24 protein-coding genes and 2 tRNA genes are annotated in these 24456 nt (G+C 60.7%); 8 read left to right on the forward strand and 18 right to left on the reverse strand.

The features are described 5' to 3' along the window. Positions 1-68 precede the first annotated feature (68 nt). From pilB to AC1DUB_RS05325, 3 genes are all read right to left on the reverse strand, one after another. Complete coding sequence (gene pilB, locus AC1DUB_RS05315) at positions 69-1805, reverse strand: type IV-A pilus assembly ATPase PilB (protein ID WP_477728620.1); 1737 nt, start codon at positions 1803-1805, stop codon at positions 69-71. A gap of 149 nt (positions 1806-1954) precedes the next feature. Further along, positions 1955-2031, reverse strand: a tRNA-Pro gene (locus tag AC1DUB_RS05320). A 12-nt stretch (positions 2032-2043) separates the two neighbouring features. Beyond that, positions 2044-3027, reverse strand: a complete 984-nt coding sequence (locus AC1DUB_RS05325) for a polyprenyl synthetase family protein (protein WP_477728621.1) — start codon at positions 3025-3027, stop codon at positions 2044-2046. 174 nt (positions 3028-3201) lie between these two features. On the opposite strand from AC1DUB_RS05325, the gene rplU reads away from it, so the two are divergent. The 4 genes from rplU to proB all read left to right on the forward strand — a co-directional run bounded on the left by rplU (position 3202) and on the right by proB (position 6239). Continuing rightward, positions 3202-3513, forward strand: a complete 312-nt coding sequence (rplU, locus tag AC1DUB_RS05330) for a 50S ribosomal protein L21 (RefSeq protein ID WP_011481797.1) — start codon at positions 3202-3204, stop codon at positions 3511-3513. 27 nt (positions 3514-3540) lie between these two features. Beyond that, a complete protein-coding gene (gene rpmA / locus AC1DUB_RS05335; RefSeq protein WP_011481796.1) occupies positions 3541-3798 on the forward strand; it encodes a 50S ribosomal protein L27 in 258 nt (85 codons plus the stop codon). Between the two features lie 120 nt (positions 3799-3918). Next, positions 3919-5013 carry an Obg family GTPase CgtA gene (gene cgtA, locus AC1DUB_RS05340; protein WP_477717741.1) on the forward strand — a complete coding sequence of 365 codons (1095 nt, stop codon included), beginning with the start codon at positions 3919-3921 and terminating at the stop codon, positions 5011-5013. An 89-nt stretch (positions 5014-5102) separates the two neighbouring features. Then, on the forward strand, positions 5103-6239 hold the full coding sequence (proB, locus tag AC1DUB_RS05345; RefSeq protein ID WP_477717740.1) for a glutamate 5-kinase: 1137 nt from the start codon (positions 5103-5105) through the stop codon (positions 6237-6239). Positions 6240-6323: 84 nt separating this feature from the next. Here the strand turns inward: proB and AC1DUB_RS05350 are convergent, their stop codons facing one another. Both AC1DUB_RS05350 and AC1DUB_RS05355 read right to left on the reverse strand, forming a co-directional pair. Then, positions 6324-6845, reverse strand: coding sequence for a CNP1-like family protein (locus AC1DUB_RS05350; RefSeq protein ID WP_477717739.1), 522 nt, complete (start codon positions 6843-6845; stop codon positions 6324-6326). Then, positions 6842-7561: an RNA pyrophosphohydrolase gene (locus AC1DUB_RS05355; RefSeq protein WP_477728622.1), complete on the reverse strand. Its 720-nt coding sequence runs from the start codon at positions 7559-7561 to the stop codon at positions 6842-6844. Before AC1DUB_RS05355 ends, AC1DUB_RS05350 begins: the two co-directional genes overlap by 4 nt. Before the next feature lie 114 nt (positions 7562-7675). Between AC1DUB_RS05355 and AC1DUB_RS05360 the strand changes: the two genes are divergently transcribed. Then, positions 7676-9418 carry a proline--tRNA ligase gene (locus tag AC1DUB_RS05360; RefSeq protein WP_477728623.1) on the forward strand — a complete coding sequence of 581 codons (1743 nt, stop codon included), beginning with the start codon at positions 7676-7678 and terminating at the stop codon, positions 9416-9418. After that, a complete protein-coding gene (locus AC1DUB_RS05365) occupies positions 9415-10071 on the forward strand; it encodes a lytic transglycosylase domain-containing protein (protein WP_477728624.1) in 657 nt (218 codons plus the stop codon). Before AC1DUB_RS05360 ends, AC1DUB_RS05365 begins: the two co-directional genes overlap by 4 nt. A gap of 90 nt (positions 10072-10161) precedes the next feature. Here the strand turns inward: AC1DUB_RS05365 and AC1DUB_RS05370 are convergent, their stop codons facing one another. The 5 genes from AC1DUB_RS05370 to AC1DUB_RS05390 form a co-directional block, all read right to left on the reverse strand. Then, positions 10162-10623, reverse strand: a complete 462-nt coding sequence (locus AC1DUB_RS05370) for an NUDIX domain-containing protein (RefSeq protein ID WP_477728625.1) — start codon at positions 10621-10623, stop codon at positions 10162-10164. Continuing rightward, complete coding sequence (locus AC1DUB_RS05375; RefSeq protein WP_477728626.1) at positions 10620-11585, reverse strand: ATP-binding protein; 966 nt, start codon at positions 11583-11585, stop codon at positions 10620-10622. The genes AC1DUB_RS05370 and AC1DUB_RS05375 overlap by 4 nt, the downstream gene beginning before the upstream one ends. A 20-nt stretch (positions 11586-11605) precedes the next feature. Then, complete coding sequence (gene argJ / locus AC1DUB_RS05380) at positions 11606-12847, reverse strand: bifunctional glutamate N-acetyltransferase/amino-acid acetyltransferase ArgJ (RefSeq protein ID WP_477728627.1); 1242 nt, start codon at positions 12845-12847, stop codon at positions 11606-11608. 41 nt (positions 12848-12888) lie between these two features. After that, on the reverse strand, positions 12889-15654 hold the full coding sequence (secA, locus tag AC1DUB_RS05385) for a preprotein translocase subunit SecA (protein WP_477728628.1): 2766 nt from the start codon (positions 15652-15654) through the stop codon (positions 12889-12891). Positions 15655-15790: 136 nt separating this feature from the next. Beyond that, positions 15791-16774 (reverse strand): M23 family metallopeptidase, encoded by a 984-nt coding sequence (locus tag AC1DUB_RS05390; RefSeq protein ID WP_477728629.1) that lies wholly within the window; start codon positions 16772-16774, stop codon positions 15791-15793. A 61-nt stretch (positions 16775-16835) separates the two neighbouring features. On the opposite strand from AC1DUB_RS05390, the gene AC1DUB_RS05395 reads away from it, so the two are divergent. Further along, positions 16836-17144 carry a hypothetical protein gene (locus AC1DUB_RS05395; protein ID WP_477728714.1) on the forward strand — a complete coding sequence of 103 codons (309 nt, stop codon included), beginning with the start codon at positions 16836-16838 and terminating at the stop codon, positions 17142-17144. 121 nt (positions 17145-17265) lie between these two features. Here AC1DUB_RS05395 and AC1DUB_RS05400 read toward each other — a convergent pair. The 6 genes from AC1DUB_RS05400 to petA all read right to left on the reverse strand — a co-directional run bounded on the left by AC1DUB_RS05400 (position 17266) and on the right by petA (position 21697). Next, positions 17266-17341, reverse strand: a tRNA-Thr gene (locus tag AC1DUB_RS05400). 11 nt (positions 17342-17352) lie between these two features. Continuing rightward, a complete protein-coding gene (locus tag AC1DUB_RS05405; protein ID WP_477728630.1) occupies positions 17353-17898 on the reverse strand; it encodes a ClpXP protease specificity-enhancing factor in 546 nt (181 codons plus the stop codon). A gap of 143 nt (positions 17899-18041) precedes the next feature. Then, entirely contained in the window at positions 18042-18653 is a 612-nt protein-coding gene (locus AC1DUB_RS05410) for a glutathione S-transferase N-terminal domain-containing protein (protein ID WP_007868077.1), read from the reverse strand. Between the two features lie 105 nt (positions 18654-18758). Beyond that, complete coding sequence (locus AC1DUB_RS05415) at positions 18759-19526, reverse strand: cytochrome c1 (RefSeq protein ID WP_477728631.1); 768 nt, start codon at positions 19524-19526, stop codon at positions 18759-18761. A gap of 17 nt (positions 19527-19543) precedes the next feature. Next, on the reverse strand, positions 19544-20944 hold the full coding sequence (locus AC1DUB_RS05420; protein WP_477717728.1) for a cytochrome b: 1401 nt from the start codon (positions 20942-20944) through the stop codon (positions 19544-19546). Between the two features lie 126 nt (positions 20945-21070). Further along, positions 21071-21697 carry a ubiquinol-cytochrome c reductase iron-sulfur subunit gene (petA, locus tag AC1DUB_RS05425; protein ID WP_477717727.1) on the reverse strand — a complete coding sequence of 209 codons (627 nt, stop codon included), beginning with the start codon at positions 21695-21697 and terminating at the stop codon, positions 21071-21073. Between the two features lie 267 nt (positions 21698-21964). Between petA and mscL the strand changes: the two genes are divergently transcribed. Next, on the forward strand, positions 21965-22390 hold the full coding sequence (gene mscL / locus AC1DUB_RS05430; RefSeq protein ID WP_477728632.1) for a large conductance mechanosensitive channel protein MscL: 426 nt from the start codon (positions 21965-21967) through the stop codon (positions 22388-22390). Between the two features lie 113 nt (positions 22391-22503). On the opposite strand, the gene pdxA is transcribed toward mscL, so the two are convergent. Next, positions 22504-23541 (reverse strand): 4-hydroxythreonine-4-phosphate dehydrogenase PdxA, encoded by a 1038-nt coding sequence (gene pdxA / locus AC1DUB_RS05435; RefSeq protein WP_477728633.1) that lies wholly within the window; start codon positions 23539-23541, stop codon positions 22504-22506. Positions 23542-23590: 49 nt separating this feature from the next. Continuing rightward, complete coding sequence (locus AC1DUB_RS05440) at positions 23591-24352, reverse strand: Nif3-like dinuclear metal center hexameric protein (protein ID WP_477728634.1); 762 nt, start codon at positions 24350-24352, stop codon at positions 23591-23593. Between the last annotated feature and the right edge of the window lie 104 nt (positions 24353-24456).

Raw genomic sequence — 24456 nt, forward strand, 5'->3', positions numbered from 1 at the left:
TGTATGGACGGCCTCAGGCCATCCCGTCGCCACAGTCACTCACCAGTGTGTTCAACTTTGCACTCCCATTAAACATTGGTGCAACCCAAAACCTCTTCCAGGGAGGTCGTGCCGAGTTTAACTTTAGACAGACCGGATTGGCGCAAACTCCTGACACCCTCAGCTTCTGCCTGCGCCGCAATCTCGAGGGCGCTGCCGTCGCGCAACACTATCCGCTGGATCTCCTCGGAAATAGGCATGACCTGGTAAATGCCGACGCGCCCCTTGTAACCGTTTGTACACATGGAGCAGCCCACCGGGCGATAAGGCGTCCAGGAGCCATCGACTTCCTCCTCCTTGAATCCCGCCTCCAGCAGCGTTTCGCGCGGAATATCGGCGGGGGCCTTGCAGCTGACGCACAGGCGCCGCGCCAGCCGCTGCGCCGTGATCAGGATCACGCTGGATGCAATATTGAACGGCGCAATGCCCATGTTGCGCATGCGCGTCAAGGTAGTGGGCGCGTCATTGGTGTGCAGCGTTGACATCACCATGTGGCCGGTCTGGGCCGCCTTGATCGCAATATCGGCCGTTTCGATGTCGCGTATCTCACCCACCATGATGATGTCCGGATCCTGGCGCAAAAAGGCCTTGAGCGCGACTGAAAAAGTCATGCCCGCCTTGTCGTTCATGCTGACCTGGTTAACGCCCGGCAAGGTGATCTCGGCGGGGTCTTCAGCGGTGGCAATGTTGACGCCCGGCTTGTTCAGGATATTCAGACAGGTGTAGAGCGACACCGTCTTGCCGGAGCCGGTAGGACCGGTCACCAGCACCATGCCGTAAGGCCGCTGTATGGCCGCCAGCAAACGCTCCTTCTCGACCGGCTCGTAGCCCAGGGCGTCAATGCCCAGTTTGGCACTGCTCGGGTCCAGGATACGGATCACGACTTTTTCGCCGTACATGGTGGGCAGGGTGCTGACCCGAAAATCGATCACGCGATCCGGGCCGATCTTGAGCTTCATCTTGCCGTCCTGCGGCACCCGCTTTTCCGAGATGTCCAGCTTGGAGATCACCTTGATACGTGCCGCAAGTTTTTCCTTGATGGCCACGGGTGGCGACGCGATTTCGCGCAATTCGCCGTCTATCCGGAAACGGACACGGTAGGTGTGCTCGAACGGCTCAAAGTGCAAATCAGAAGCCCGCATGCTGAAGGCATCGAGCAGCATCTTCTGGAGAAATTTGACGACCGGTGCATCCTCGACTTCAGAGACGCTGGCATCGTTGTCCTCAGCGGCTCCCGAATCCACCGTGGATTCATCGAATTCGAAATCATCGCCAATGATGCTTTCCATGGCCTCGGCAGCCGTGGTACTCGACGCCTCCACCAGTTTGGACAGCTTGTCGTACTCGGCGATCACCCAGTCCACACCCATCTGGGTGGAAAACTTGATCTTTTCCGCCGCTTCCTGGTCGGAGGGATCTGCCGTTGCGACAATCAGGCGGTTATTGCGCTTGCTCAGCACGACAATGCGGTAAGTCGTGCAAATCTTGGTATCGAGCAGGCCCTTGGGCAGGCGCAGAACGTCGATGGCCTCCAGATCCAGCAGGGGCGCAGCGAACGCAGTAGACATGATGTGCGCCAGATCAATGGCGGACACTGCCCCCGAGCCGGTCAACTCGGCAATGAAACTGGTACGCCCGCTTTGCGCCTTGCGAAAGATGTCTTCAGCGGCCTTCTGGCCCAGCTTGCCTGCCACCACCAATGCCCGGCCCAATCCGGGCAATGCCAAGACGGGTGGTTCGTTGATAGCGGTATCGACAGCGGCCATGAATCTTTGAAATTAGCCCAAATGGGTATCATCGTCGATAGATAACACGGTGTAAATCGAAAACGCCCCCGCCCCGCCCCCAGGCGTCGGAACTGTGCGGAGAAACGCACACTCTATGTATGCATACTCTATAAAAACAGAAAAGAATCTGGTCGGGGTGAGAGGATTCGAACCTCCGGCCTCTACGTCCCGAACGTAGCGCTCTACCAGGCTAAGCTACACCCCGCCTTGACAACCGTCAGGAGCGCCTCTGCAGCAGTTGCGATGCCAGTTGCCCCAAAGCATTACTGTAAGGGTTTTGGGGCAATGCTTGCAAGGCATCCAGCGCACGCTGGGCCTCCGCGGCGGCCGCGTCCCGTGTTGCCTGCAGGGCTCCCGTCTGTTGCACGATGGCAATGATTTGCGGCATCTGGTCCGTTCCGCCTGTTTCAATGGCCCGGCGAATCACGGCACGCTCAAGTTCGGTGCATCGCTGCATCGCAATGATGAGCGGCAACGTCGTCTTGCCTTCGCGCAGGTCGTCCCCCAGGTTTTTCCCCATTTCCGACACGTCGCCGTCATAGTCCAGCACATCGTCAATCACCTGGAAAGCGGTACCCAATGCCTGGCCATAATCCGCGCAGCTTTGCTCCACCGCCAGCGAAGACTGAGCCAGCAACGCCGCCAGACGGGCGCTGGCCTCGAACAGCTTGGCCGTCTTGGAACGGATGACCCGCAGGTAACCGTCCTCCGACAGCGTCGCGTCATGCATGTTCATGAGCTGCAGCACCTCGCCTTCGGCAATCACATTGGTGGCTTCCGCGAGCGTCTGCATGACGCGCATGTCGCCGGCCTCCACCATCATCTGAAAGGCGCGTGAATATAAAAAATCCCCCACGAGCACGCTTGCAGGGTTACCGAAGGCCTCGTTGGCCGTGGCACGGCCGCGGCGCAATGTGGACTCATCCACCACGTCATCGTGCAGCAAGGTGGCGGTATGAATGAACTCCACCACCGCCGCCAGGTTGTAGCGCTGGTCGCCGCGATAGCCCAGGGCGCCGCACATCAGAAGCAGCAGGGCGGGCCGCAGGCGCTTGCCACCGGCCGCCACGATATATTGGGACACTTGGCTGACCAGCGGCACGTCCGACTCCAGCCGGCGTTCGATCACTGCGTCCATTCCACGCATGTCGTCGGCAATCAGGGCAAGGGCGGCGGCGGTGCTTGAGGAATTGGCAGACAAAAGGCGGTCCAGACGTTAAGTTTGGGCAGATTATAGAAAGCGACCCCATCCATAGCACAGGCGGTGCACTGGAGAATGCCTTAAAACTGCCCGCCTGGCCATTTTTAGCCGGCCGTGCTAGAATATCGGGCTCTGTGGAAATTCGTCCGCAGAACTCAATTTACGAGGTCTCACATGTACGCGGTCATAAAAACCGGTGGCAAACAATACAAGGTTGCTGCTGGAGAAAAAATTAAAGTAGAACAGATTGCTGCGGACGTAGGCCAAGAGATCGTTATTGACCAGGTATTGGCTGTCGGAGAAGGCAGTGCAATCAAGGTTGGTACGCCCTTGGTGTCCGGCGCGACTGTCACAGTCACAGTGCTGTCTCATGGCAGGCACGACAAAGTGCGCATTTTCAAAATGCGCCGTCGCAAGCACTACCAAAAACGCCAGGGTCACCGGCAAAACTTCACCGAACTGCAAATCGGCGCCATCGTCGGTTAAGCAGGGAAGTACCAGGAGTAACGAAAAATGGCACAGAAAAAAGGCGGCGGCTCTACGCGAAACGGGCGCGATTCGCAGCCCAAAATGCTGGGCGTCAAGAAATTTGGCGGCGAAGTGATCAATGCAGGCAGCATCATCGTGCGCCAGCGTGGCACCAAGTTCCACCCAGGCGTCAATGTCGGCATCGGCAAGGACCATACCCTGTTTGCGCTTGTTGACGGTGCGGTATCGTTTTCCGTCAAGGGTGCACTGAACAAGCACACTGTGAATGTGACCCCGGCCTGAGCTGATCACTTCGATAAGTCACTTCGACTGAAGCGAAGCCCCGACCTGTCGGGGCTTTTTTGTTTGTAAACTACCTTTCAGCTTCTCCAGTCTTCCGCCCTACCCGAGCACCCGCACATCATGAAATTTGTTGACGAAGCCTTTATTGACATTGCCGCTGGCGATGGCGGGAGCGGCTGCGTTTCCTTCCGCCACGAGAAATACAAGGAATTCGGCGGCCCGAACGGCGGTGATGGCGGTCGCGGCGGCCATGTGTACGCGGTCGCAGACGTCAACCTGAACACGCTGGTGGACTTCCGGTTTTCGCGTCGCCATGAAGCCCGCAATGGCGAGCACGGCATGGGCTCCGACATGTTCGGCGCCAAGGGGGACGACATCATCCTCAAAATGCCCGTGGGGACCATCCTGACCGACGCCGAGACCGGTGAAGTGCTTTACGAACTGCTGGTGCCGGGTGAGCAGGTATTGATCGCCAAGGGCGGCGATGGCGGTTTCGGCAACCTGCGGTTCAAAAGCTCTACCAACCGCGCGCCACGCAGCAAGACGCCCGGCTGGCCCGGGGAGCGCAAAAGCCTGAAGCTCGAACTGAAGGTACTGGCCGACGTCGGCCTGCTCGGCATGCCCAATGCGGGCAAGTCGACCTTTATTTCGGCCGTCTCCAACGCCAGACCGCGCATTGCCGACTACCCTTTCACCACCCTGCACCCCAACCTGGGTGTGGTGCGCGTCGGCCCCGAGCAAAGCTTTGTGGTGGCCGACCTGCCCGGCCTGATCGAGGGCGCCTCCGAAGGTGCGGGCCTGGGACACCTGTTTTTGCGCCACCTGCAACGCACACGCCTGCTGCTGCACATCGTCGATCTGGCGCCTTTTGACGAAGGCGTGGACCCGGTCGCCCAGGCCAAAGCCATTGTGGGCGAGCTGAAAAAATACGATGAAGCGCTGTACGAAAAGCCGCGCTGGCTGGTGCTTAACAAGCTCGACATGGTGGACGCCGACAAGCGCGCCGCGGTCGTGAAGGATTTCGTCAAGCGCTTCAAGTTCAAGGGTCCGGTGTTCGAGATCTCGGCACTGACGCGCGAAGGCTGCGAGCACCTCGTCAAGACGATTTACCAGCACGTCCAGGGTGTGCAAAAAAGTGAGCAGGCCGTGGAAGAGGTCGATCCGCGCTTTGCCGAACTGCCGCCCGAGCCACCCCAGCCGCCCGTTTCCAGCTGATCCGCGTGCAATTGCCTGGCAGCAATTGCTATATAAATCATAGCTGTTCACCCACCTTCTTTGGGTTAAAACCTCAAAACGTACTCAACATGCAAGATAAAACAGGCTCTCCTGTTCTACGCAACGCCAGACGCATTGTGGTCAAGGTGGGCTCCAGCCTGGTAACCAACGAGGGCCGTGGACTCGATGCGGATGCCATCGGCCTGTGGTGCGAACAGCTGGCAGCGCTGGTCAAGGATGGACGCGAAGTCATCATGGTGAGCAGCGGCGCCATTGCCGAAGGCATGAAGCGGCTGGGCTGGACCGCCCGGCCCAAAGCCATCCACGAGTTGCAGGCCGCCGCCGCGGTAGGCCAGATGGGGCTGGCCCAAGTGTATGAGAGCAAGTTGCGGGAGAACGGCATCGGTAGCGCGCAGGTCCTGCTCACGCATGCCGACCTGGCCGATCGCGAACGCTACCTCAACGCGCGCTCCACCCTGCTGGCCCTGCTGCAGCTCGGCGTGGTGCCGGTCATCAATGAGAACGACACCGTCGTCAACGACGAGATCAAGTTTGGCGACAACGACACCCTCGGTGCGCTGGTGGCCAACCTCGTCGAAGCCGACGCACTGGTTATCCTGACCGACCAGAAGGGACTCTACACCGCCGATCCGCGAAAGGACCCGACCGCCCGGTTTGTGCACGAGGCGAAAGCCGGTGATGCCGCGCTGGAGGCCATGGCCGGCGGTGCCGGCTCGAGCATTGGCAAGGGCGGCATGATCACGAAAATCCTGGCGGCCAAACGCGCGGCCGGCTCTGGCGCTTCGACCGTCATTGCCTGGGGCCGCGAGCCGCAGGCCCTGATCCGGCTGACACAAGGCGAGGCCATCGGTACGCTGCTGGTGGCGCAGACCCAGAAGATGCAGGCCCGCAAGCAATGGATGGCCGATCACCTGCAAATGCGCGGCTCGGTCACCGTGGATGCGGGCGCTGTCGGCAAGGTGCGCGACGAAGGCAAGAGCCTGCTGCCGATTGGCATGACAAGGGTGGACGGTGATTTTTCCCGTGGCGACGTGATTGCCATCAGGGATACCGAAGGCGCAGAAATTGCGCGGGGCCTGGCCAACTATTCGAGTTCGGAGGCGCGGCTGATTTGCCGCAAGGCGTCGTCGGAATTCGAAAAGCTTCTGGGCTACACCGGCGAACCTGAAATGGTCCACCGGACCAACCTCGTGCTCACGCGGTAGCTACCCGGAAGGCAGAGCACCGCCGGCATCGAAAGATGCACCGGAGCGACCGGGCGACGCCCTCGCATGACAGGGTACGGTGTGCTATTCCGATATCCTGAAATTCGGATTTTTCAGCCGGCTTATCAGGACGGGAACTGACGGTGCCGGTGCCGCGTTATCGCATGCGCCGGCCTTGGCGAACCGCAAGACATGCTTGGACGGCATGTTGCCAAACATGGAGCGCCACTCCGCATTGGCCACCGGGTTCCAGCGGCCATCTGGCGAGTAACGGGCATAGGTCTTGTATTCACCGGTAGCACAGCGTATGCCTTCGTACATCACATTGCGCGCACCACTGGCGCTGGTCGCCACCATCACATAGCGTACGAGGCCGTCGCTGTTGGATATGCGGATGGTAGCGGGATCGACTCCATAAACCAGCGATGAGTTGGGTGACACATCGAAAGTGACCAGCTTGCCGGCATCAAATGCCGGAGGCGGCGGAGCGTCCGATTCCTTCCAGTCCGGATCGTCCGTAGCGCTCTGGGCCCAAGCCGCGCAGGTGATGCCCAACGCAATTGCTATACAAGAAAGACGGACCACAAAGGCCGGTTTGAATGTCATGTTTTGGTCGTCGAAGGATCCGCGCCCAGGCTGGTCTGCGGATCAGGTTCAAAGGTGGCACCGGGGGGCAACTCGAACGAGGCACCCAATCTGGCCGTGTAGCTGTATGTCAGGCTATTGGCCGGACGGGGGCTGGTTTCACCGGCCTGGCCCGCCATCTGATCGCGCAGGTGGGCACCCCCGCGCAGATAGCGGTTGCGATGGTCGGGACGTGAATCGGGCCGCGGGTCGGACCGGGGGTCACAACGCGGAACAAAGCGCGCCAACTCGGTCAGCGCCATCTCGTACACGCCACGTTTGAACTCCACCACCACATCGAGTGGCACCCAGTAGTCGTTCCAGCGCCAGGCGTCAAACTCGGGATGGTCTGTCGCGCGCAGGTTCAGGTTCCAGTCGTAACCGACCAGCTGCAGCAGGAACCAGATCTGTTTCTGGCCTTTGTAATGTCCGCGCGCATCGCGGCGGATAAACCGGTCAGGCACCTCATAGCGCAACCAATCTCGGGTACGGGCCAGCACGTGAACGTGCTGCGGCAACAGTCCCACCTCTTCATGCAACTCGCGGTACATGGCCTGTTCGGGATTTTCGCCCCGATCAATGCCACCCTGCGGAAACTGCCACGAGTGGGTACGGATACGTTTGCCCCAAAATACCTGACTTCTCTGGTTGAGCAAGATGATGCCGACGTTAGGCCTAAAGCCATCCCGGTCAAGCATAATCAAACCTCAAATTTTTTAAACTGAGTCCATTATGCACAGCGAAGGCGCCAGCGCCAAGCGCACGGCCGGGCTCCAGCCCCCTTCCAACGCAGAATTCCAGAAAAATAGCCCATGAAAGCCTCCCAGTTCTTCATTTCCACCCTCAAGGAAGCTCCTGCGGATGCGGAGATCGTCAGCCATCAGCTCATGGTGCGTGCCGGCATGATCAAAAAGCTAGGCGCCGGCATTTACAACTACATGCCCATGGGTTTACGTGTTATCCGCAAGGTCGAAGCGATTGTTCGTGAGGAAATGAACCGCGCTGGTGCCGTGGAAATGGCAATGCCAGTGATCCAGCCGGCCGAGTTCTGGCAGGAAACCGGCCGGTTTGAAAAAATGGGCCCCGAACTGCTGCGCATCAAGGACCGCCACGGTCGCGATTTTGTGGTGCAACCGACTAGCGAGGAAGTCATCACCGACGTGATGCGCCAGGACATCAAGAGCTACAAGCAGCTGCCGAAGAACCTGTACCAGATCCAGACCAAATTCCGCGACGAGCGCCGTCCGCGTTTTGGCCTGATGCGCGGGCGGGAATTCATCATGAAAGACGCCTACAGCTTTGACCGCGACCAGGCTACTGCCAAGGCCAGCTACCAGGTCATGGCTCAGGCCTACCGGCGGATTTTTGACCGCTTTGGCCTCACCTACCGCGCGGTGGCTGCCGACAGCGGCGCGATTGGCGGCGATTTGAGCGAAGAGTTCCAGGTGATTGCCACCACCGGCGAAGACGCCATCGTCTACTGCCCCGGCAGCGACTACGCGGCCAACATGGAAAAGGCCGAAGCCCTGGCGCCCCAGGGCGCGCGCAAGACAGCCTCCCGCGCCATGACCAAGACCCCCACGCCGGACAAAGCGACCTGCGCCGACGTAGCCCAGTTGCTGGGCATCCCGCTGGAAACGACCGTCAAGTCCCTGGTGCTGGCCACCGACCAGACCGATGAAACCGGCAAAATCATCAAGACACAGGTCTGGCTGCTGTTGTTGCGCGGCGACCATGACATGAATGAAGTCAAGGTCGGCAAGGTACCCGGCCTGGCGGGATTCCGCTTTGCCACCTTGCCTGAAATCGAGGAGCACTTTGGCTCCAAGCCCGGCTACCTGGGCCCCCTGAATCTCCAAAAATCGGTGAAGCTGGTCGTCGACCGTGAGGTGGCGGCCTTGAGCGACTGGGTTTGCGGCGCCAATGAGATTGATTTTCACATCACCGGCGTGAACTGGGGACGTGATCTTCCTGAGCCCGACCTGGTGGCCGACCTGCGCAACGTGGTCGCGGGCGACCCCTCGCCCGACGGCAAGGGCGTGCTGGCGATTGAACGCGGCATCGAGGTAGGCCATGTGTTCTACCTCGGCACCAAATACAGCCAGGCCATGAATGCCACCTTCCTGGACGAAAACGGCAAGCCCCAATTCCTGGAGATGGGCTGCTACGGCATCGGCATCACACGCCTGCCTGCTGCGGCCATCGAGCAAAACCACGACGAGCGCGGCATTATCTGGCCCGACGCGATTGCGCCGTTCACGGTGGTGCTCTGCCCCATCAGCCCGGACCGCTTCGCCGACGTGAAAGCCGCTGCCGACAAGCTCTATGGCGAACTCCTCGCCGCCGGCGTGGACGTGATCCTCGATGACCGCGGCGAGCGCCCCGGCGCGATGTTTGCCGACTGGGAACTGATCGGCGTGCCCCACCGCGTCACCATTGGCGACCGCGGCCTTCAATCCGGCCAGGTTGAATACCAGCACCGCCGTGATGCCACCTCCAGCAAGGTCGATGCAGCCACGGCGCTGGACTTCCTCAAGGGAAAACTGGCCCTGTGACAGCTCCCGGCATCGCGTCTGCGACGCCCCTCCGGCAACTTTCAAGAAGAAAGTGCCTGCAGTCCCTGTCTGCCGCGTGTATTCCGCTATTATTTTTAGAGCAAGCGAACGCTGGCGCCCAGATTGAAGAGCCTTTGATGGACTCGGTCCGCTCGGCCCTGAGCTCGGCCGTTTCCAACCATGCGCCTCCGGTGCCGGAGTTCAGGGACACCGAAAGCCGGCTGACCTACCTGCGCTGGCTGGGCGCCATGAGCGATCGCCTGAGAAAGAAAAAACCGGAGTGGCAAGTCCGCAAGGAATTCCTGCAAACCGTCTGGTATGAGAGCAAACGCGCCGGACTGGACGTTACGCTGGTGCTCGGCCTGATTCAGGTCGAAAGCAACTTCCGCAAATTCGCCGTGAGCAATGTGGGTGCACGCGGTTACATGCAGGTGATGCCATTCTGGACACGCGTGATTGGAGACGGCGACCCTTCCAAGCTCTTTCACATGCAGACCAATTTGCGCTTTGGCTGCGTGATTCTTCGCCATTACCTGGACCGCGAACGCGGCGACCTGTTCATGGGCCTGGGCCGCTACAACGGCTCGCGCGGCAAGGCGCCCTATCCGAATGCGGTGATGGGTGCGAGCAAACAGTGGGAATTCAGCGGCTGAAACCGTCTCCACGCACAAGCAAGCCAGAACCCCAATGAATTCTGGATTTACAGCTATCAATTAAATAACAAACCCGAGTTAGGCTGCCGATCAGCGCGTCGCGCCCGAAAAGCCCCGCTCTTCGGCAAACCAGGCCAGCACCGGAACGGTGCCTGGCAACACCGGCTGCACGGTGACCGGCAATGACTGCCAGGCAAACGACTGCCCCTCATGCATGTGCAGTTCACCTGTCCACTCAAACACCTTGCAGAAGTTGAGCCGTACCAGCGCATGGGGGTAGTCCACCATTTCAACCTTCCACGGATGCACGGCGCCGATGGTGATACCGATCTCTTCCTGCAGTTCGCGGCGCAGCGCCTGCTCGACCGTTTCACGGGCTTCCAGCTTGCCACCGGGGAACTCCCAGTAACCTTCATAGACTTTGCCAGGCGGGCGCGAGGTCAGCAGGAAGTCGCCATTGGGCCGGATCAGCACGCCGACCGCAACGTCAACAATCTTTCGGTCCACACCGCCCTCGCGCGGTCGCTCACCGTCGGCGACCAGCATGCTCATGTGGAGTGATCTGGCGCCTGGTCGGACGGTGCAACGGCAGAGGCACTGGCCCGCTCGTACGGCAGGATGACCTTCGCAGCCACAGACGTTGCGGCACCATCCCGGCCCGCAAAGTCGCGCGCAAACTGGTAGGCGACACGGCCGCTGCGCGAGCCACGCTCCAGCGCCCACACCAGGGAGGCCGGCTTCGCTGCGGCAATCGCGTCCTGGCCCACGCCGAACGACGAGAGCCACTGCGCGACGATGGTCAGGTATTCCTCCTGGCTGAAGGGGTAAAAGCTCACCCACAAGCCGAACCGTTCCGAGAGCGAAATCTTTTCTTCCACCACCTCGCCGGGGTGAACCTCGCCATCCTCGCTGTGCGTGTAGGTGAGGTTTTCCGTCATGTACTCGGGCAGCAGATGGCGCCGGTTGCTGGTGGCGTAGATGAGCACATTGGGCGTGGCCGCTGCGACCGAACCATCCAGAATCGATTTGAGCGCCTTGTAACCTGGCTCGCCCTCCTCAAAGCTGAGGTCGTCACAAAACACAATGAATTTCTCGGGCAATTCGGACACCACGTCCACAATGTCCGGCAGGTCGGTCAGGTCGGCCTTGTCGACTTCAATCAGCCGCAGGCCGCGTGACGAATATTCATTCAGGCAGGCCTTGATCAGCGACGACTTGCCGGTGCCCCGTGCGCCCGTCAACAGCACATTGTTGGCCGGTTTACCGTTGACGAACTGCTCGGTGTTGCGCCGGATTTTTTCCTTCTGGTCCTCGATCTCCTTCAGGTCGGCCAGGCGCATGGCGCCCAGGTGCCTGACGGGCTCGAGCGAGCCGTGGCCCGAACTGCGCTTGCGGTAGCGGTAAGCGACTGACGCCTGCCAGTCGGGCGCCTGCAGCGGTTGCGGCAAGACCGATTCAATGCGCGTGACCAAGGACTCCACCCGCGCCATCAGGCGCTCAAACTGCTCGTTCATGCTCTTTAGCCCCGGTTGCTTTAGCTGCGGTAATCAGCGTTAATCTTGACGTAGTCGTAGGAGAGGTCGCAAGTCCAGACGGTATCCCGGGCCGCGCCGCGGCCCAGCACCACGCGCACCGTGATCTCGCTCTGCTTCATCACCCGCTGGCCGTCCGCTTCCACATAGCCCACGTGCCGGCCACCGTTTTTGGCCACCAGCACATCATCCAGGTACAAGTCGATTTGGGTCTGGTCCAGGTCGTCAATGCCGGCATAGCCCACGGCGGCCAGAATACGGCCCAGATTGGGATCGCTGGCAAAAAATGCCGTCTTGACCAGCGGTGAATGGGCGATGGCGTAGGCCACCTTGCGGCACTCTTCACCAGTTTTTCCGCCCTCGACCTGCACCGTGATGAATTTGGTGGCGCCCTCGCCGTCTCGCACGATGGCCTGCGCCAGTTTTTTGGCGATGTCCAGCATCGCCGCACGCAGGGCTTGGCCGTCTGCGCTGTCCAGCGAGGTGATGGGGGCGTGGGTCGCCTGGTTGGTGGCCACAACCACAAAGGAGTCGTTGGTTGATGTGTCGCCATCCACCGTGACGCGGTTGAACGAGCCCTCGGCGAGTTCGCGGGCCAACTGGCCCATCAAGGTTTGCGACACGCAGGCGCTGGTTGCCATGAAGCCCAGCATGGTCGCCATATTGGGCCGGATCATGCCGGCGCCCTTGCTGATGCCGGTGATGGTGACTTCTGCGCCGCCGATCACGAGCCTGGTGGAGAATGCCTTGGCCACCGTATCGGTGGTCATGATGGCCTCCGCCGCATTCGCCCAGTTGTCGGCTTTGGCATCCGCCAGCGCGGCGGGCAGGCCAGCGGCAATGCGGTCGTGCGGCAGCGGCTCCATGATCACGCCGGTTGAAAACGGCAGGATTTGCTCGGGAGCCAGATTGAGTTCGCGGGCCAGTGCAATACAGCTGGCCAGCGCGCGGTTCAGTCCGTCCTCGCCGGTGCCGGCGTTGGCATTGCCGGTGTTGATCAGCATGGCGCGGATGCCCAGGCTTTGGCCCGCGTTCTTTGCGAGGTGCTCCCGGCAGATCTGCACGGGCGCCGCACAAAACCTGTTTTGCGTGAAGACGGCGCCTACCGAGGCCCCCTCATCCAGCAGCAGCACGGCCAGATCCTTGCGGTTGGCCTTGCGTATGCCTGCTTCGGTGATGCCCCAGCGCACACCAGGCACAGGGTAAAGGTCCGCCGCGGGTGTAGCCAGCAGATTGACGGGCATGTTCGTGACTCCAGAAAACTAGTCGTTCGACCCAGAGGGACTCAATTCAGCCGGCCGTGGCACAGCTTGTACTTCTTGCCCGAACCGCAGGGGCACGGATCATTGCGCCCCACACGCGGCACGGCGATGCCGGAGGCCAGTGGCACGCGCCGCTGCGTGTCTTCGTCCACCCGGGTTTCCGCTTCACCGGTTTCGGTGGGAGCCGTATAGGTGACGTTGGAGATGCTTTCTGCCCGATTTTCCATTTCCTCGGCGGCCTGCTCGAGCTGCTCGCCCGACTGGATCTTGACCGTCATCAGCACCTTGGTGACTTCGTTCTTCACGCTGTCAAGCAACTGGCCAAACAGCTCAAACGCTTCGCGCTTGTATTCCTGCTTCGGCTGCTTTTGCGCATAGCCGCGCAAATGGATGCCCTGGCGCAGATAGTCCAGCGCGCTCAGGTGTTCACGCCAATGGGTGTCTATGCTTTGCAGCAGCACAATGCGCTCGAACTGCGTGAAGTTTTCCTGGCCGATTTTCTCGACCTTGTCGGCAAACGCGACATTGGCCGCAGCAATGACCTTTTCCAGGATGTCTTCGTCGGTGATGGCGGTTGCGCTCTCCAGCTCCCCGGCCAGCGGCAGGCTGATCTGCCACTCATCGAGCAGCACCTTTTCGAGGCCGGCAATGTCCCACTGCTCCTCGACGCTTTCAGCCGGCACGTACTGCCGCGCCAAATCCGTGAAGCAGCCTTCGCGCAGGGACTCGATCTGCCCTTGCAGGCTGCCCGCGTCCATGATGTCATTGCGCTGTTGGTAAATCACCTTGCGCTGGTCATTGGCCACATCGTCATATTCAAGCAGCTGCTTGCGGATGTCGAAGTTGCGCGCTTCAACCTTGCGCTGTGCGGATTCGATGCTGCGCGTCACGATGCCGGCTTCGATGGCCTCGCCATCGGGCATTTTGAGCCGCTCCATGATGGCCTTCACGCGATCGCCCGCGAAAATGCGCATCAGTGGATCATCCAGGCTCAGGTAAAACCGCGAGGAGCCCGGGTCGCCCTGCCGGCCCGAACGGCCGCGCAACTGGTTGTCGATGCGGCGCGACTCGTGGCGTTCGGTCGCGATGATGCGCAAACCGCCCAGCGCCTTGACCTGCTCATGCTCTTCTGTCCACCGGGCACGCAGGCGGGCAATTTCGGCCTCCTTCGCAGCGGTGTCCATCGACTCGTCGGCTTCAACCGCTTCAATCAGCTTTTCAAGGTTACCGCCCAGCACGATGTCGGTACCACGACCGGCCATGTTGGTGGCAATGGTGATCATCTTCAGGCGACCGGCCTGCGCCACGATATCGGCTTCCCGGGCGTGCTGCTTGGCGTTGAGCACCTGGTGCGGCAGTTTTTCCTTTTCCAGCAGTTGGTCAATGATTTCGGAGTTCTCGATGGAGGTCGTACCCACCAGCACCGGCTGGCCGCGCTCATAGCACTCGCGAATATCCTTGATGCCGGCTTCGTATTTCTCGCGTGTGGTTTTGTACACGCGATCAAGCTGGTCATCGCGCCGGCTGACCCGGTTGGGTGGAATGACCGTCGTCTCCAGTCCGTAAATCTCCTGGAACTCGTAGGCTTCGGTATCGGCGGTACCGGTCATGCCGGCCAGCTTGCCGTAGAGGCGGAAATAGTTCTGGAACGTGATGGAAGCCAGCGTCTGGTTTTCCGCCTGGATCTGCACACCTTCCTTGGCTTCAACGGCCTGGTGCAGGCCATCGCTCCAGCGGCGGCCCGACATCAGGCGGCCGGTGAACTCGTCAACGATCACGACCTCACCGTCCTGCACCACATAGTGCTGGTCACGGTGGTACAGCAAATTGGCGCGCAGGGCGGCGTACAAATGGTGCATCAACGAAATGTTGGCCGGATCGTAGAGCGTGGCGCTTTCGGCAATCAGGCCCAAGTTGAACAGGATGCGCTCGGCGCTCTCGTGGCCCTGCTCGGTCAAAAACACCTGGCGTGTTTTCTCGTCGATGGTGAAGTCGCCGGGCTTGGTCACGCCCTCGCCGGTGCGGGGGTCGGCCTCGCCTTCCTGGCGCGTGAGCAACGGCACGACCCTGTTCATCGCGAGGTACATCTCGGTGTGGTCTTCGGCCTGACCGCTGATGATGAGGGGTGTACGCGCCTCGTCAATCAGGATCGAGTCCACCTCGTCAACGATGGCGTAGTTCAGGCCGCGCTGCACGCGGTCTCCGACCTCGTACACCATGTTGTCGCGCAGGTAGTCAAAACCGTACTCGTTGTTGGTCCCGTAGGTGATGTCGGCGTTGTAGGCGGCCTGCTTTTCCTCGCGCGACATGTTGGGCAGGTTGATGCCGACCGTCATCCCGAGAAAGTTATAGAGCTTGCCCATCCAGCGGGCGTCCCGGCTGGCCAGGTAATCATTGACCGTCACCACATGGACGCCCTTGCCGGTCAATGCATTGAGGTAGACCGGCAGCGTCGCGGTCAGGGTCTTGCCCTCACCCGTGCGCATTTCCGAAATCTTGCCGTTGTGCAGTGCCATGCCGCCCAGCATCTGCACGTCAAAGTGGCGCATCTTCATGACGCGCTTGCTGCCTTCGCGTACAACGGCAAAGGCTTCCGGAAGAATGGCATCCAGCGCCTCGCCGGCAGCCACGCGATTCCTGAATTCCTCGGTCTTGGCACGCAACTCGTCGTCGCTCAGCTTCTCGTACTGGGTCTCCAGTGCATTGATGTGGTCTACGGTTTTGCGGTAGGTTTTAAGCAGCCTGTCGTTGCGGCTGCCGAAAATTTGGGTCAGGATGTTGGAAGCCATAAATGCGAGGCCGCCTTGACACTCCCGTGAGCGGGCAAGGCGGCCAAAATCCCTTAGTGAATACGGAACTTAGGTGTGGGCGCGACCAGTTAGTTCAACTGTGCGCAAAGCGCTGATTTTAGCGCCGCTGGAACCGCTAGTTCGGCGGGGCTTGCGGCAAGGCTGCCGTCCGCCGCGGCCGGGTGCCTGCAGCAGCCATTGCAAGCCTGGGCAGTTTCTGGCCGGCTGTCAGAAATTTCTGCGGGTCCTGAAAAACCCCCTGGACCAGAACCTCAAAATGCAGGTGCGGGCCTGTGGAGCGACCGGTGGTGCCCACCTCAGCAATCTTCTGGCCGCGTTTGACCAGATCGCCTTTTTTGACCAGCACCCGCGACGCATGCGCGTAGCGCGTCACCAGGTCATTGCCATGGTCCACTTCCACCATGTTGCCGTAGGCCGGGTGATATTCCTGCGCCACGACCACGCCGCCCGCAGCCGCAAGGATCGCGGTGCCAGGGTCCGACGGGAAGTCCAGGCCGGTATGCAGCGCAGACCGGCCATTGAGCGGGTCAATGCGCCAGCCAAAGGACGAGCCAAGTTGGCCGCCAGCCACCGGCTCCTGGGTCGGCACCATCATTTTCTTGATCTTCTGGTCAAACAGGCGGGACTCCATCACGGTCATCAGGTCGACCCGCTGATCGGTCAGTTTGTCCAGATCCGCCAATGTGGCCTGAAGCTCGTCCATCGTAAGTGAACGCCCGGACACCAGCGCGCCGCCGCTGCCGGGCACTGCCCTGATCTCGCCGGGGTTCACACCGGCCAGACCCGATACCCGTTCACCCAGCGCTTCAAGCTGCATCACCTTGGCCTGCATTTCACCCAGCCGCCTGGCCATCACATCGAGGTTCTCGCGCAGGAAGCGATCGCGTTGATCGAACTCATCCTTGACCACCAGCTTCACCAGCGATCCAATCACGGGCCAGCCTTCACGGGCCCCCTTGAGAAACACCCAGTGGTACAGGCCGGCGGCGACAAGCATGAGGGCCAATGCGGCGACAAAGCCCGCCAAAATCAGTTTTGTGCCACTTAAATAGATGGCCCGGCTATTGGCCAGCCACGCATCCGTGATAATCAAATGCACTTGTGTCTACCTCTTTAAAAGCTTGCACTGACCGGGCCGCAGCCCGCCCAACGTGAATCCCATCCGGCGCCCTCCTTCGACCCTCACCATCCATCAGGCTGCCGGCAATTCTCCGCCCCTGGCACGGCTGACCGAACTCGTCCGTGAGTCCAATGACAGACTCAAGGCGATTGAGTCGCTGCTTCCGGAGACCCTGCGTCCTGCCGTCAAGGCCGGACCGATTGAGGGAGAAAGTTGGTGCCTGCTGGTGAGCAGCAATGCAGCCGCCGCGAAAATCCGTCAGCTGCTTCCGCTCATCCGGACCCACCTAGTGGGCAAAGGTTGGAAGATTACCTCAATTCGGTTGAAGATACTAATAACCAAAAAGTAGTAAGCGCATGCTTCCAACGGAGGTTCAGCGCAGTTGACCCGGTGATCAGTTTGCCAATCGCTATTCAAGTCATAGCGCCGAACACCCATGAAGTATGGGATGGCAAAGATGCTTTGATAAATGGTGCCGCTTGTCGGAATCGAACTGACGACCTACCGCTTACAAGGCGGTTGCTCTACCAACTGAGCTAAAGCGGCACAAAACTATTTTACTTGACGCGCTTGAGTGACGGGCGTGTGCGCGGTGGTGACTTGGGGGGCTCGGGGGAATCAGGGCCTTGCTCACCGGCTTCGGGTGCGCTCTCGGGCACCAGTTGCATGATCTTGCCTTCCGGCCCATCCCCCACACCCTGCGCCGAAGAGACTTCCGCCGGGGCAGATTCACCGGGTGTCCCCGGAACCGCATCAATGCCGGCCGCAGAGCCTGCCGGCGAGGCCACCATGGGGAAAGCCATGCCCTGCCCGTTTTCGCGCGCGTAGATGGCAATCACATGCGTGATCGGAACGACGATCTCTCGGGCGCTGCCGGCAAAACGCGCCTTGAACTCGATAAAGTCGTTGCCCAGTTTGAGCGAGCTGGTCGCATCAAAACTGATATTGAGCACGATCTCATTGTTTTTTACATACTCGCGCGGCACCTGCACGGTTTCATCCACCGACACCGCCACATAAGGCGTGAGGCCGTTGTCGGTGCACCACTCGTAAAGCGCCCGTATCAGGTACGGGCGGGTCGACGTGGAATCCGGTGCGTTCATGAATTCAGCCAAGTTGGACCCGGACCCGCGTGTGGGCGCCCTCTTCACCAGCCAGGGCCGCGGAACCGGCTATGCCGGGCCGCAGGCGCAGCGCCCCCTCGGGGGACAGCGCAGTACGCGAAGCGACAAGCGTGGGGGCCATATTATTTGCGCATGACCTTCTCGGAAGGCGTCAGTGCTTCAATGTAAGCGGGGCGCGAAAAAATGCGCTCGGCATACTTGAGCAGCGGTGCGGCATTTTTTGACAGGTCGATGTCGTAGTAGTCCAGGCGCCAGAGCAGCGGCGCAATCGCCACGTCCAGCATCGAGAAGTTGTCGCCGAGCATGAACTTGTTTTTCAGAAAGATCGGGGCCAGCTGCGTCAGGCGGTCACGGATGTGCGAGCGGGCTTTTTCAAGCGCCTTCTCATTGCCCTTGGAAGCCCGTGATTCCAGCGTGCTGACGTGAACGAACAGCTCTTTTTCAAAGTTCAGCAGGAACAGGCGAACACGCGCACGGTCGACCGGGTCGCCGGGCATCAGTTGCGGGTGCGGGAAACGCTCGTCGATGTACTCGTTGATGATGTTGGACTCGTACAGGATCAGGTCGCGCTCGACCAGAATGGGAACCTGGCCGTAAGGATTCATCACATTGATGTCTTCCGGCTTGTTGTAGAGGTCGACATCGCGGATTTCGAAGTCCATGCCTTTTTCAAACAGCACAAAACGGCAGCGGTGCGAGAAGGGGCAGGTCGTGCCTGAATAAAGGACCATCATGATTCGGAACTCCTGAAAACAAAAGAGTGGAGGCTAAGAATCAAAACTTAGAACCTTCCACTCCGAAGATGCCGGCGCGCAGCAAAGCGCATGGCCGGCGAAAAATTACTTGATATCTTTCCAGTACGCCGCATTCAGGCGCCAGGCGATGAAGGTCATGCCCAGAAGGAAAATCAGCACCCACACGCCTACGCGAACACGGGTGTTCTGGGCCGGCTCGCTCATCCACTGCAGGTAACCCACCAGGTCACCCATGGCCTGGTCGTATTGCAGCGGCGTCATGGCGCCAGGCGTGACCTGCTGCCAGCCCTTGAAAATGGACACCTTGTGGCCGTGTTCTTCCTTTTCCAGGTAGACCGGCTTGCGTTCACCCTGCAGTTCCCACAGCACATGCGGCATGGCCACACTGGGGAAAACCAGGTTATTCCAGCCCGTCGCCTTGGTCTCGTCGCGGTAGTAGGTACGCAGATAGGTGTAGAGATAGTCGGCACCCGTGCCATTGGCGCCGGAACGCGAGCGTGCAATGACGCTCAAGTCCGGCGGGTTGCCGCCAAACCAGTCCTTGGCCTGTTTCGGGTCGATCGCGGCCTTCATGGTTTCACCGACTTTTTCAGTGGTGAACAGCAGGTTGTCCTTGATCTGCTGCTCGGTCAGGCCGATGTCCGTGAGGCGGTTGTAACGCATGTAGGCTGCCGAATGGCAGCTCAGGCAGTAATTGACGAACAGCTTGGCGCCGCTTTGCAGGGTGGCCATGTCGTTGGTCTTGCCGGGCGCCTTGTCCCAGGCAATGCCACCTTCCGAGGCCTGCGCACCAGCTACCAGACCGACCGCTGTGACCAGGGCAAAAATCGCGTTAGAAATCAGTTTTTTCATTATTACAACTTTCCAGCTCAGTGGGCAGCAAAAGTCACGCGGTTGGGGACGGGCTTAAAGGTTCCCAATCGGCTCCACCAGGGCATCAGCAGGAAGAAGCCAAAGTAGAACAGGGTGCCAATCTGCGACACGCGCTCGCCAACCGGGGAGGGAGGCTGCACGCCCAGGTAGCCCAGTACCAGGAAGTTGACCACGAACACGCCGTACAGGATCTTGTTCCAGCTTGGGCGGTAGCGGATGGACTTGACTTCGCTGTGGTCCAGCCACGGCAGGAAGAACAAAATGACGACCGCGCCACCCATGACCATCACACCCCAGAACTTGGCGTCGATCGACAGCATCAGGATCGCCACCACCACGGCCGCCGCCACGATGACACCCTTGACCAGCGCAGGCATCTTGAACTTGACCACGCTCAGCGCCGCAGCACCGATCACGCAGGCAATCAACGCGTACATCATTTCGCTGGTAATTGCGCGCAGCATGGAGTAGTAAGGCGTGAAGTACCAGACGGGTGCGATGTGTGCAGGCGTCTTGAGCGGATCAGCCGGGATGAAGTTGTTGTACTCGAGGAAATAGCCACCGAACTCGGGCGCCAGGAACACGACAGCGGAGAACACCATCAGGAACAGGCAAACGCCAAAAATGTCGTGCACCGTGTAATAGGGATGGAAGGGAATGCCGTCCAGCGGATGACCGTCTGCACCCTTGGTGGCCTTGATCTCGACACCGTCGGGGTTGTTGGAACCCACCTCGTGCAGCGCGATGATGTGCGCGGCCACCAGACCCAGCAGGACCAGCGGCACGGCAATCACGTGGAAGGCGAAGAAGCGGTTCAGCGTGGCGTCACCCACCACATAGTCGCCGCGAATCAGCAGCGCCAGATCGGGACCAATGAAGGGAATGGCAGCGAACAGGTTCACGATCACCTGGGCGCCCCAGTAGCTCATCTGGCCCCAGGGCAACAGGTAACCCATGAACGCCTCGGCCATCAGGCAGAGGAAAATTGCGCAGCCGAAAATCCAGATCAGCTCGCGCGGCTTGCGGTAGCTGCCATAGATCAGGCCGCGGAACATGTGCAGGTAGACCACGACAAAGAAGGCCGAGGCGCCGGTGGAGTGCATGTAGCGGATCAGCCAGCCCCAGGGCACGTCGCGCATGATGTATTCGACAGAGCCAAACGCCAGCGCCGCATCCGGCTTGTAATGCATGGTCAGGAAAATACCGGTGACGATCTGGATCACCAGCACCAACATGGCCAGCGAGCCAAAGATGTACCAGAAGTTGAAGTTCTTCGGCGCGTAATACTCGCTCATGTGCTCTTTGTAGAGCTTGCTGGCGGGAAAGCGGTTGTCAACCCAGGCCATCGCCTTGGCAGCGAGGGGGGCGTCGGGGGAAATTTCTTTGAATTCAGCCATCACTGATCCTGGTTCGGTGGGGTTCTTTGTCGATCGCTTGAATCAGGCCTGGATATTCCGTTTGAAGGAACGGCCAGCAAATTTTCAAGCGCTTTCGGCAGGGTCTTGGGAAGGATTGATCAGCCTTCAGGCCTTTTTGTCTTCACCAATCAGCAGCCGGGTGTCTGACAGGTACATGTGCGGAGGCACTTCCAGGTTATCGGGAGCGGGCTTGTTTTTGTAGACGCGGCCAGCGATGTCGAAGGTGGAGCCATGGCAGGGGCAGAGGAAGCCGCCCGCCCAGTCGTCGGGCAGCGAGGGCTGGGCGCCGGGCTGGAACTTGTCGGACGGCGAGCAGCCCAGGTGCGAGCAGATACCCACCACCACCAGCGTTTCGGGCTTGATGGAACGGTTTTCGTTGCGGGCGTATGCGGGGGTCAACTCATCCGGCTTGCGCTCGGACTTGGGGTCGGCCAGCAGGGCATCGACTTTGGGCAGGGAGGCGAGCTGCTCAGGCGTGCGCTTGACAATCCACACCGGTTTGCCGCGCCACTCGACCGTGATTTTCTCGCCGGGCTTGATGCCGGAAATATCAACTTCAACGGCCGCACCGGCGGCCTTGGCACGCTCGGACGGTTGAAAACTGCTCACAAAGGGAACGGCAACAGCGGCAGCGCCAGCGGTGCCTGCAACGGCCGTGGCCACGAGCCAGTTTCTTTTATCTTTATCTACAGGAGCGCCGTGCGGCACTGCGTTCACGCTTGCTTGGGTCATGAGAGTCCTTCAAGAACTGGCTTGAAAAAGGCATAGTGGGGTCAACCCGCAATTGTAGCGGAGCGCGAACGCGTTTTTCAAGGCGGGGGCAGTTGGTCCGGCTTGCCGCCGCCCGTGCCGGCTGTTTCAGCCATGGGTGGGAACGGGACGCGATTTCTTCCAGCCAGGCAAGGTACGGCGCCCAGGATCAGGTCCAGCCTTCATAATGCCTTTTCGACAATCGCAAGGGGCGATCGGCAAGGCGTTCACCAACAACAGGAGTAGCACATGGGAATGATGCAGGAATTCAGGGAGTTTGCCGTGAAGGGCAACGTGATTGATCTGGCTGTGGGCGTGATCATCGGCGCGGCGTTCGGCAAGATTGTTGAATCGGTGGTGGGCGACCTGATCATGCCGATGGTGGGCGCGGTGGTCGGGAAACTGGATTTTTCCAACCTGTTTGTGGTGATGGGCAGCGTGCCGCCGGGCACCGTGATGACACTGGACGCCCTGAAAAAAGCCGGCGTACCGGTGTTGGCCTATGGCAACTTCATCACCGTCGCGGTCAACTTTGCCATCCTGGCTTTCATCATTTTCCTGATGGTCAAGCAGATCAACCGGCTCAAACGCAGCCAAACCCCGCCTGCGGCGCCCGCGGCACCGCCTGAAGACGTCGTGCTGCTGCGCGAAATTCGCGACAGCCTGAAAAAATAAGCTCCTGCGAACCCTGCCACAGGGTTCTGCGCCATTTCGCCATTTCGCCACCTATTTGATAGCTTGATGGATTGATTCCTGTCGGATCGGCAGCGGTTTTCCGGCGCTTTCCGTCAGACAACCAGCTGGCGCGCCATGCGGACGGCGGCCAGCAAGCTTGCGGCGTCGGCACGCCCGGTCCCGGCAATGTCAAACGCGGTGCCGTGATCCGGACTGGTGCGCACCAGCGGCAGGCCCAGCGTCACGTTGACGCCCTGCTCCACCCCCAGGTATTTCACCGGGATCAGCCCCTGGTCGTGGTACATCGCGACCACCACATCAAACTCCCCGGGCTTTGCAGGCGTATGGCGGGCCCGCATGAAGACGGTATCCGGGGCGAAGGGCCCGCTCACCTCCAGGCCCTCCGCACGCGCGGCCGCGATAGCCGGCGCGATGATGGCCTGCTCCTCGGTGCCGAACAGCCCGCCCTCGCCGGCATGCGGATTCAGCCCTGCCACGGCGATGCGGGGAGGCCGGCCCAAGCTGGCGCCCACGGCCTGGTGGGTGATGCGCAGGGTTTGCAGCACATTGTCAAAAGTCACGGCCTCGATGGCGTGCCGGAGCGACATGTGGATGCTCACCAGCACGGTTTTCAGCTCATCATTGGCCAGCATCATGCGCACCGGCACCTCGTGCACCGGCTTGCCCAGGAAGGCCGCGGCCTCGGCCTGGAGCAGCTCCGTGTGGCCCGGGAAATTCGCCACCCAGCCACCGGCCGCGGCCAGGGCTTCCTTGTGGATCGGCGCCGTCACCATGCCGGCCGCCTCGCCCGTCAGCACCGCGCGGGCCGCCCAGACAATGCAATCGGCCGCCGCTTTTCCTGCAAAATCATTCACCCGCCCAAAGGGGATGGGCATTTTCAGCTCACATTTTTGCAGCACTCCAATGCAATTGGGCGGAACGGAGGGCGCGTCAGCCAGCGCCGCGAGTTCAGCCACCGGCAAGGCCAGGGGTGAAGCCACCAGTGCGGCGGCGCGGCGCAGCGTAGCCACATCGCCCACGACCACGCAGCCAGCCATCCCCGTGGGCGATTCGCCAAACGCCCTGGCAATGATTTCCGGGCCGATGCCGGCGGCATCGCCCATCGTGATGAGCAGGGGCTTGTCTTGCATGGTGGTCAGGGGAAGGGAAAAGGGAGAGAGAAGGACTGGGGCCAAAAAATCAGGCCGGGTTGTCGATGTCGATGAACTGGTGGGCCAGGCCCAGTTGCGCTGCCACGTGCGCAGCCACGGCCGGCGCGCCATAGCGCTCTGAGGCATGATGGCCGCAGGCGATGAAGGCCACGCCCATCTCCCGCGCATAGTGGGCCTGCGGCTCGGAAATCTCGCCCGTGATAAAGGCATCGGCGCCTGCCGCAATCGCGGCTTCAAAGTAGCCCTGCGCGCCGCCGCTGCACCATGCGATGTTTTTTATAGCTTCATGCGGGCGGCCTTCCACGACGACAAGCCGATTCACCACCTTTTTGACGTGCTCGGCCAGGGCATCCGCGCTGGCAAAGCTGCCGCCATCGGCCCGCCCACCCATAAAGCCCAGGTCCTGCTCGCCGAACCGCGCCGTCGCCTGCAACCCAAGCCGCGCGCCCAGCTGCGCATTGTTGCCAAGCTCCGGGTGCGCATCCAGCGGCAGGTGGTAGGCGAACAGGTTGATGTCATGGGCCAGCAGGAGCGCCAGCCGCTGCTTCATCCAGCCGGTGATACGGCCGTCATGGCCCCGCCAGAACAGGCCGTGGTGCACGAAGATGGCATCGGCCCGCGCTGCAATGGCGGCCTCGATCAGCGCGCGGCTGGCGGTGACGCCCGAGACGATTTTGTCAATCTGCGCCCGCCCCTCCACCTGCAGGCCGTTGGGGCCGTAGTCCTTGAAGCGGGCGGGCTGCAGCAGTGCATCAAACGCCTGCAGCAAATCCTGTCGGGTGGTAGTCATGGGCTGATTGTCTCAGCTACTGCGCGCAGCGGCATCCCGCCCGGACCCCATCCGGACCTCGCCCAACCCACCCCGGGAGCCCGCACGGACCGTTGCACGCCAAA

The sequence above is a fragment of the Polaromonas sp. P4_F9 genome, from assembly GCF_056401235.1.

Bases quoted from the DNA above. Each gene is read 5' to 3' on its own strand.
- rpmA (WP_011481796.1), top strand. From the start codon at position 3,541: ATGGCACAGAAAAAAGGCGGCGGCTCTACGCGAAACGGGCGCGATTCG.
- argJ (WP_477728627.1), bottom strand. From the start codon at position 12,847: ATGCCCGTCAATCTGCTGGCTACACCCGCGGCGGACCTTTACCCTGTG.
- AC1DUB_RS05420 (WP_477717728.1), bottom strand. From the start codon at position 20,944: ATGGCTGAATTCAAAGAAATTTCCCCCGACGCCCCCCTCGCTGCCAAG.
- cgtA (WP_477717741.1), top strand. From the start codon at position 3,919: ATGAAATTTGTTGACGAAGCCTTTATTGACATTGCCGCTGGCGATGGC.
- AC1DUB_RS05360 (WP_477728623.1), top strand. From the start codon at position 7,676: ATGAAAGCCTCCCAGTTCTTCATTTCCACCCTCAAGGAAGCTCCTGCG.
- AC1DUB_RS05415 (WP_477728631.1), bottom strand. From the start codon at position 19,526: ATGAAAAAACTGATTTCTAACGCGATTTTTGCCCTGGTCACAGCGGTC.
- rplU (WP_011481797.1), top strand. From the start codon at position 3,202: ATGTACGCGGTCATAAAAACCGGTGGCAAACAATACAAGGTTGCTGCT.
- AC1DUB_RS05375 (WP_477728626.1), bottom strand. From the start codon at position 11,585: ATGAACGAGCAGTTTGAGCGCCTGATGGCGCGGGTGGAGTCCTTGGTC.
- AC1DUB_RS05410 (WP_007868077.1), bottom strand. From the start codon at position 18,653: ATGATGGTCCTTTATTCAGGCACGACCTGCCCCTTCTCGCACCGCTGC.
- AC1DUB_RS05405 (WP_477728630.1), bottom strand. From the start codon at position 17,898: ATGAACGCACCGGATTCCACGTCGACCCGCCCGTACCTGATACGGGCG.
- proB (WP_477717740.1), top strand. From the start codon at position 5,103: ATGCAAGATAAAACAGGCTCTCCTGTTCTACGCAACGCCAGACGCATT.
- AC1DUB_RS05440 (WP_477728634.1), bottom strand. From the start codon at position 24,352: ATGACTACCACCCGACAGGATTTGCTGCAGGCGTTTGATGCACTGCTG.
- mscL (WP_477728632.1), top strand. From the start codon at position 21,965: ATGGGAATGATGCAGGAATTCAGGGAGTTTGCCGTGAAGGGCAACGTG.
- pdxA (WP_477728633.1), bottom strand. From the start codon at position 23,541: ATGCAAGACAAGCCCCTGCTCATCACGATGGGCGATGCCGCCGGCATC.
- AC1DUB_RS05355 (WP_477728622.1), bottom strand. From the start codon at position 7,561: ATGCTTGACCGGGATGGCTTTAGGCCTAACGTCGGCATCATCTTGCTC.
- AC1DUB_RS05350 (WP_477717739.1), bottom strand. From the start codon at position 6,845: ATGACATTCAAACCGGCCTTTGTGGTCCGTCTTTCTTGTATAGCAATT.
- pilB (WP_477728620.1), bottom strand. From the start codon at position 1,805: ATGGCCGCTGTCGATACCGCTATCAACGAACCACCCGTCTTGGCATTG.
- AC1DUB_RS05370 (WP_477728625.1), bottom strand. From the start codon at position 10,623: ATGAGCATGCTGGTCGCCGACGGTGAGCGACCGCGCGAGGGCGGTGTG.
- petA (WP_477717727.1), bottom strand. From the start codon at position 21,697: ATGACCCAAGCAAGCGTGAACGCAGTGCCGCACGGCGCTCCTGTAGAT.
- secA (WP_477728628.1), bottom strand. From the start codon at position 15,654: ATGGCTTCCAACATCCTGACCCAAATTTTCGGCAGCCGCAACGACAGG.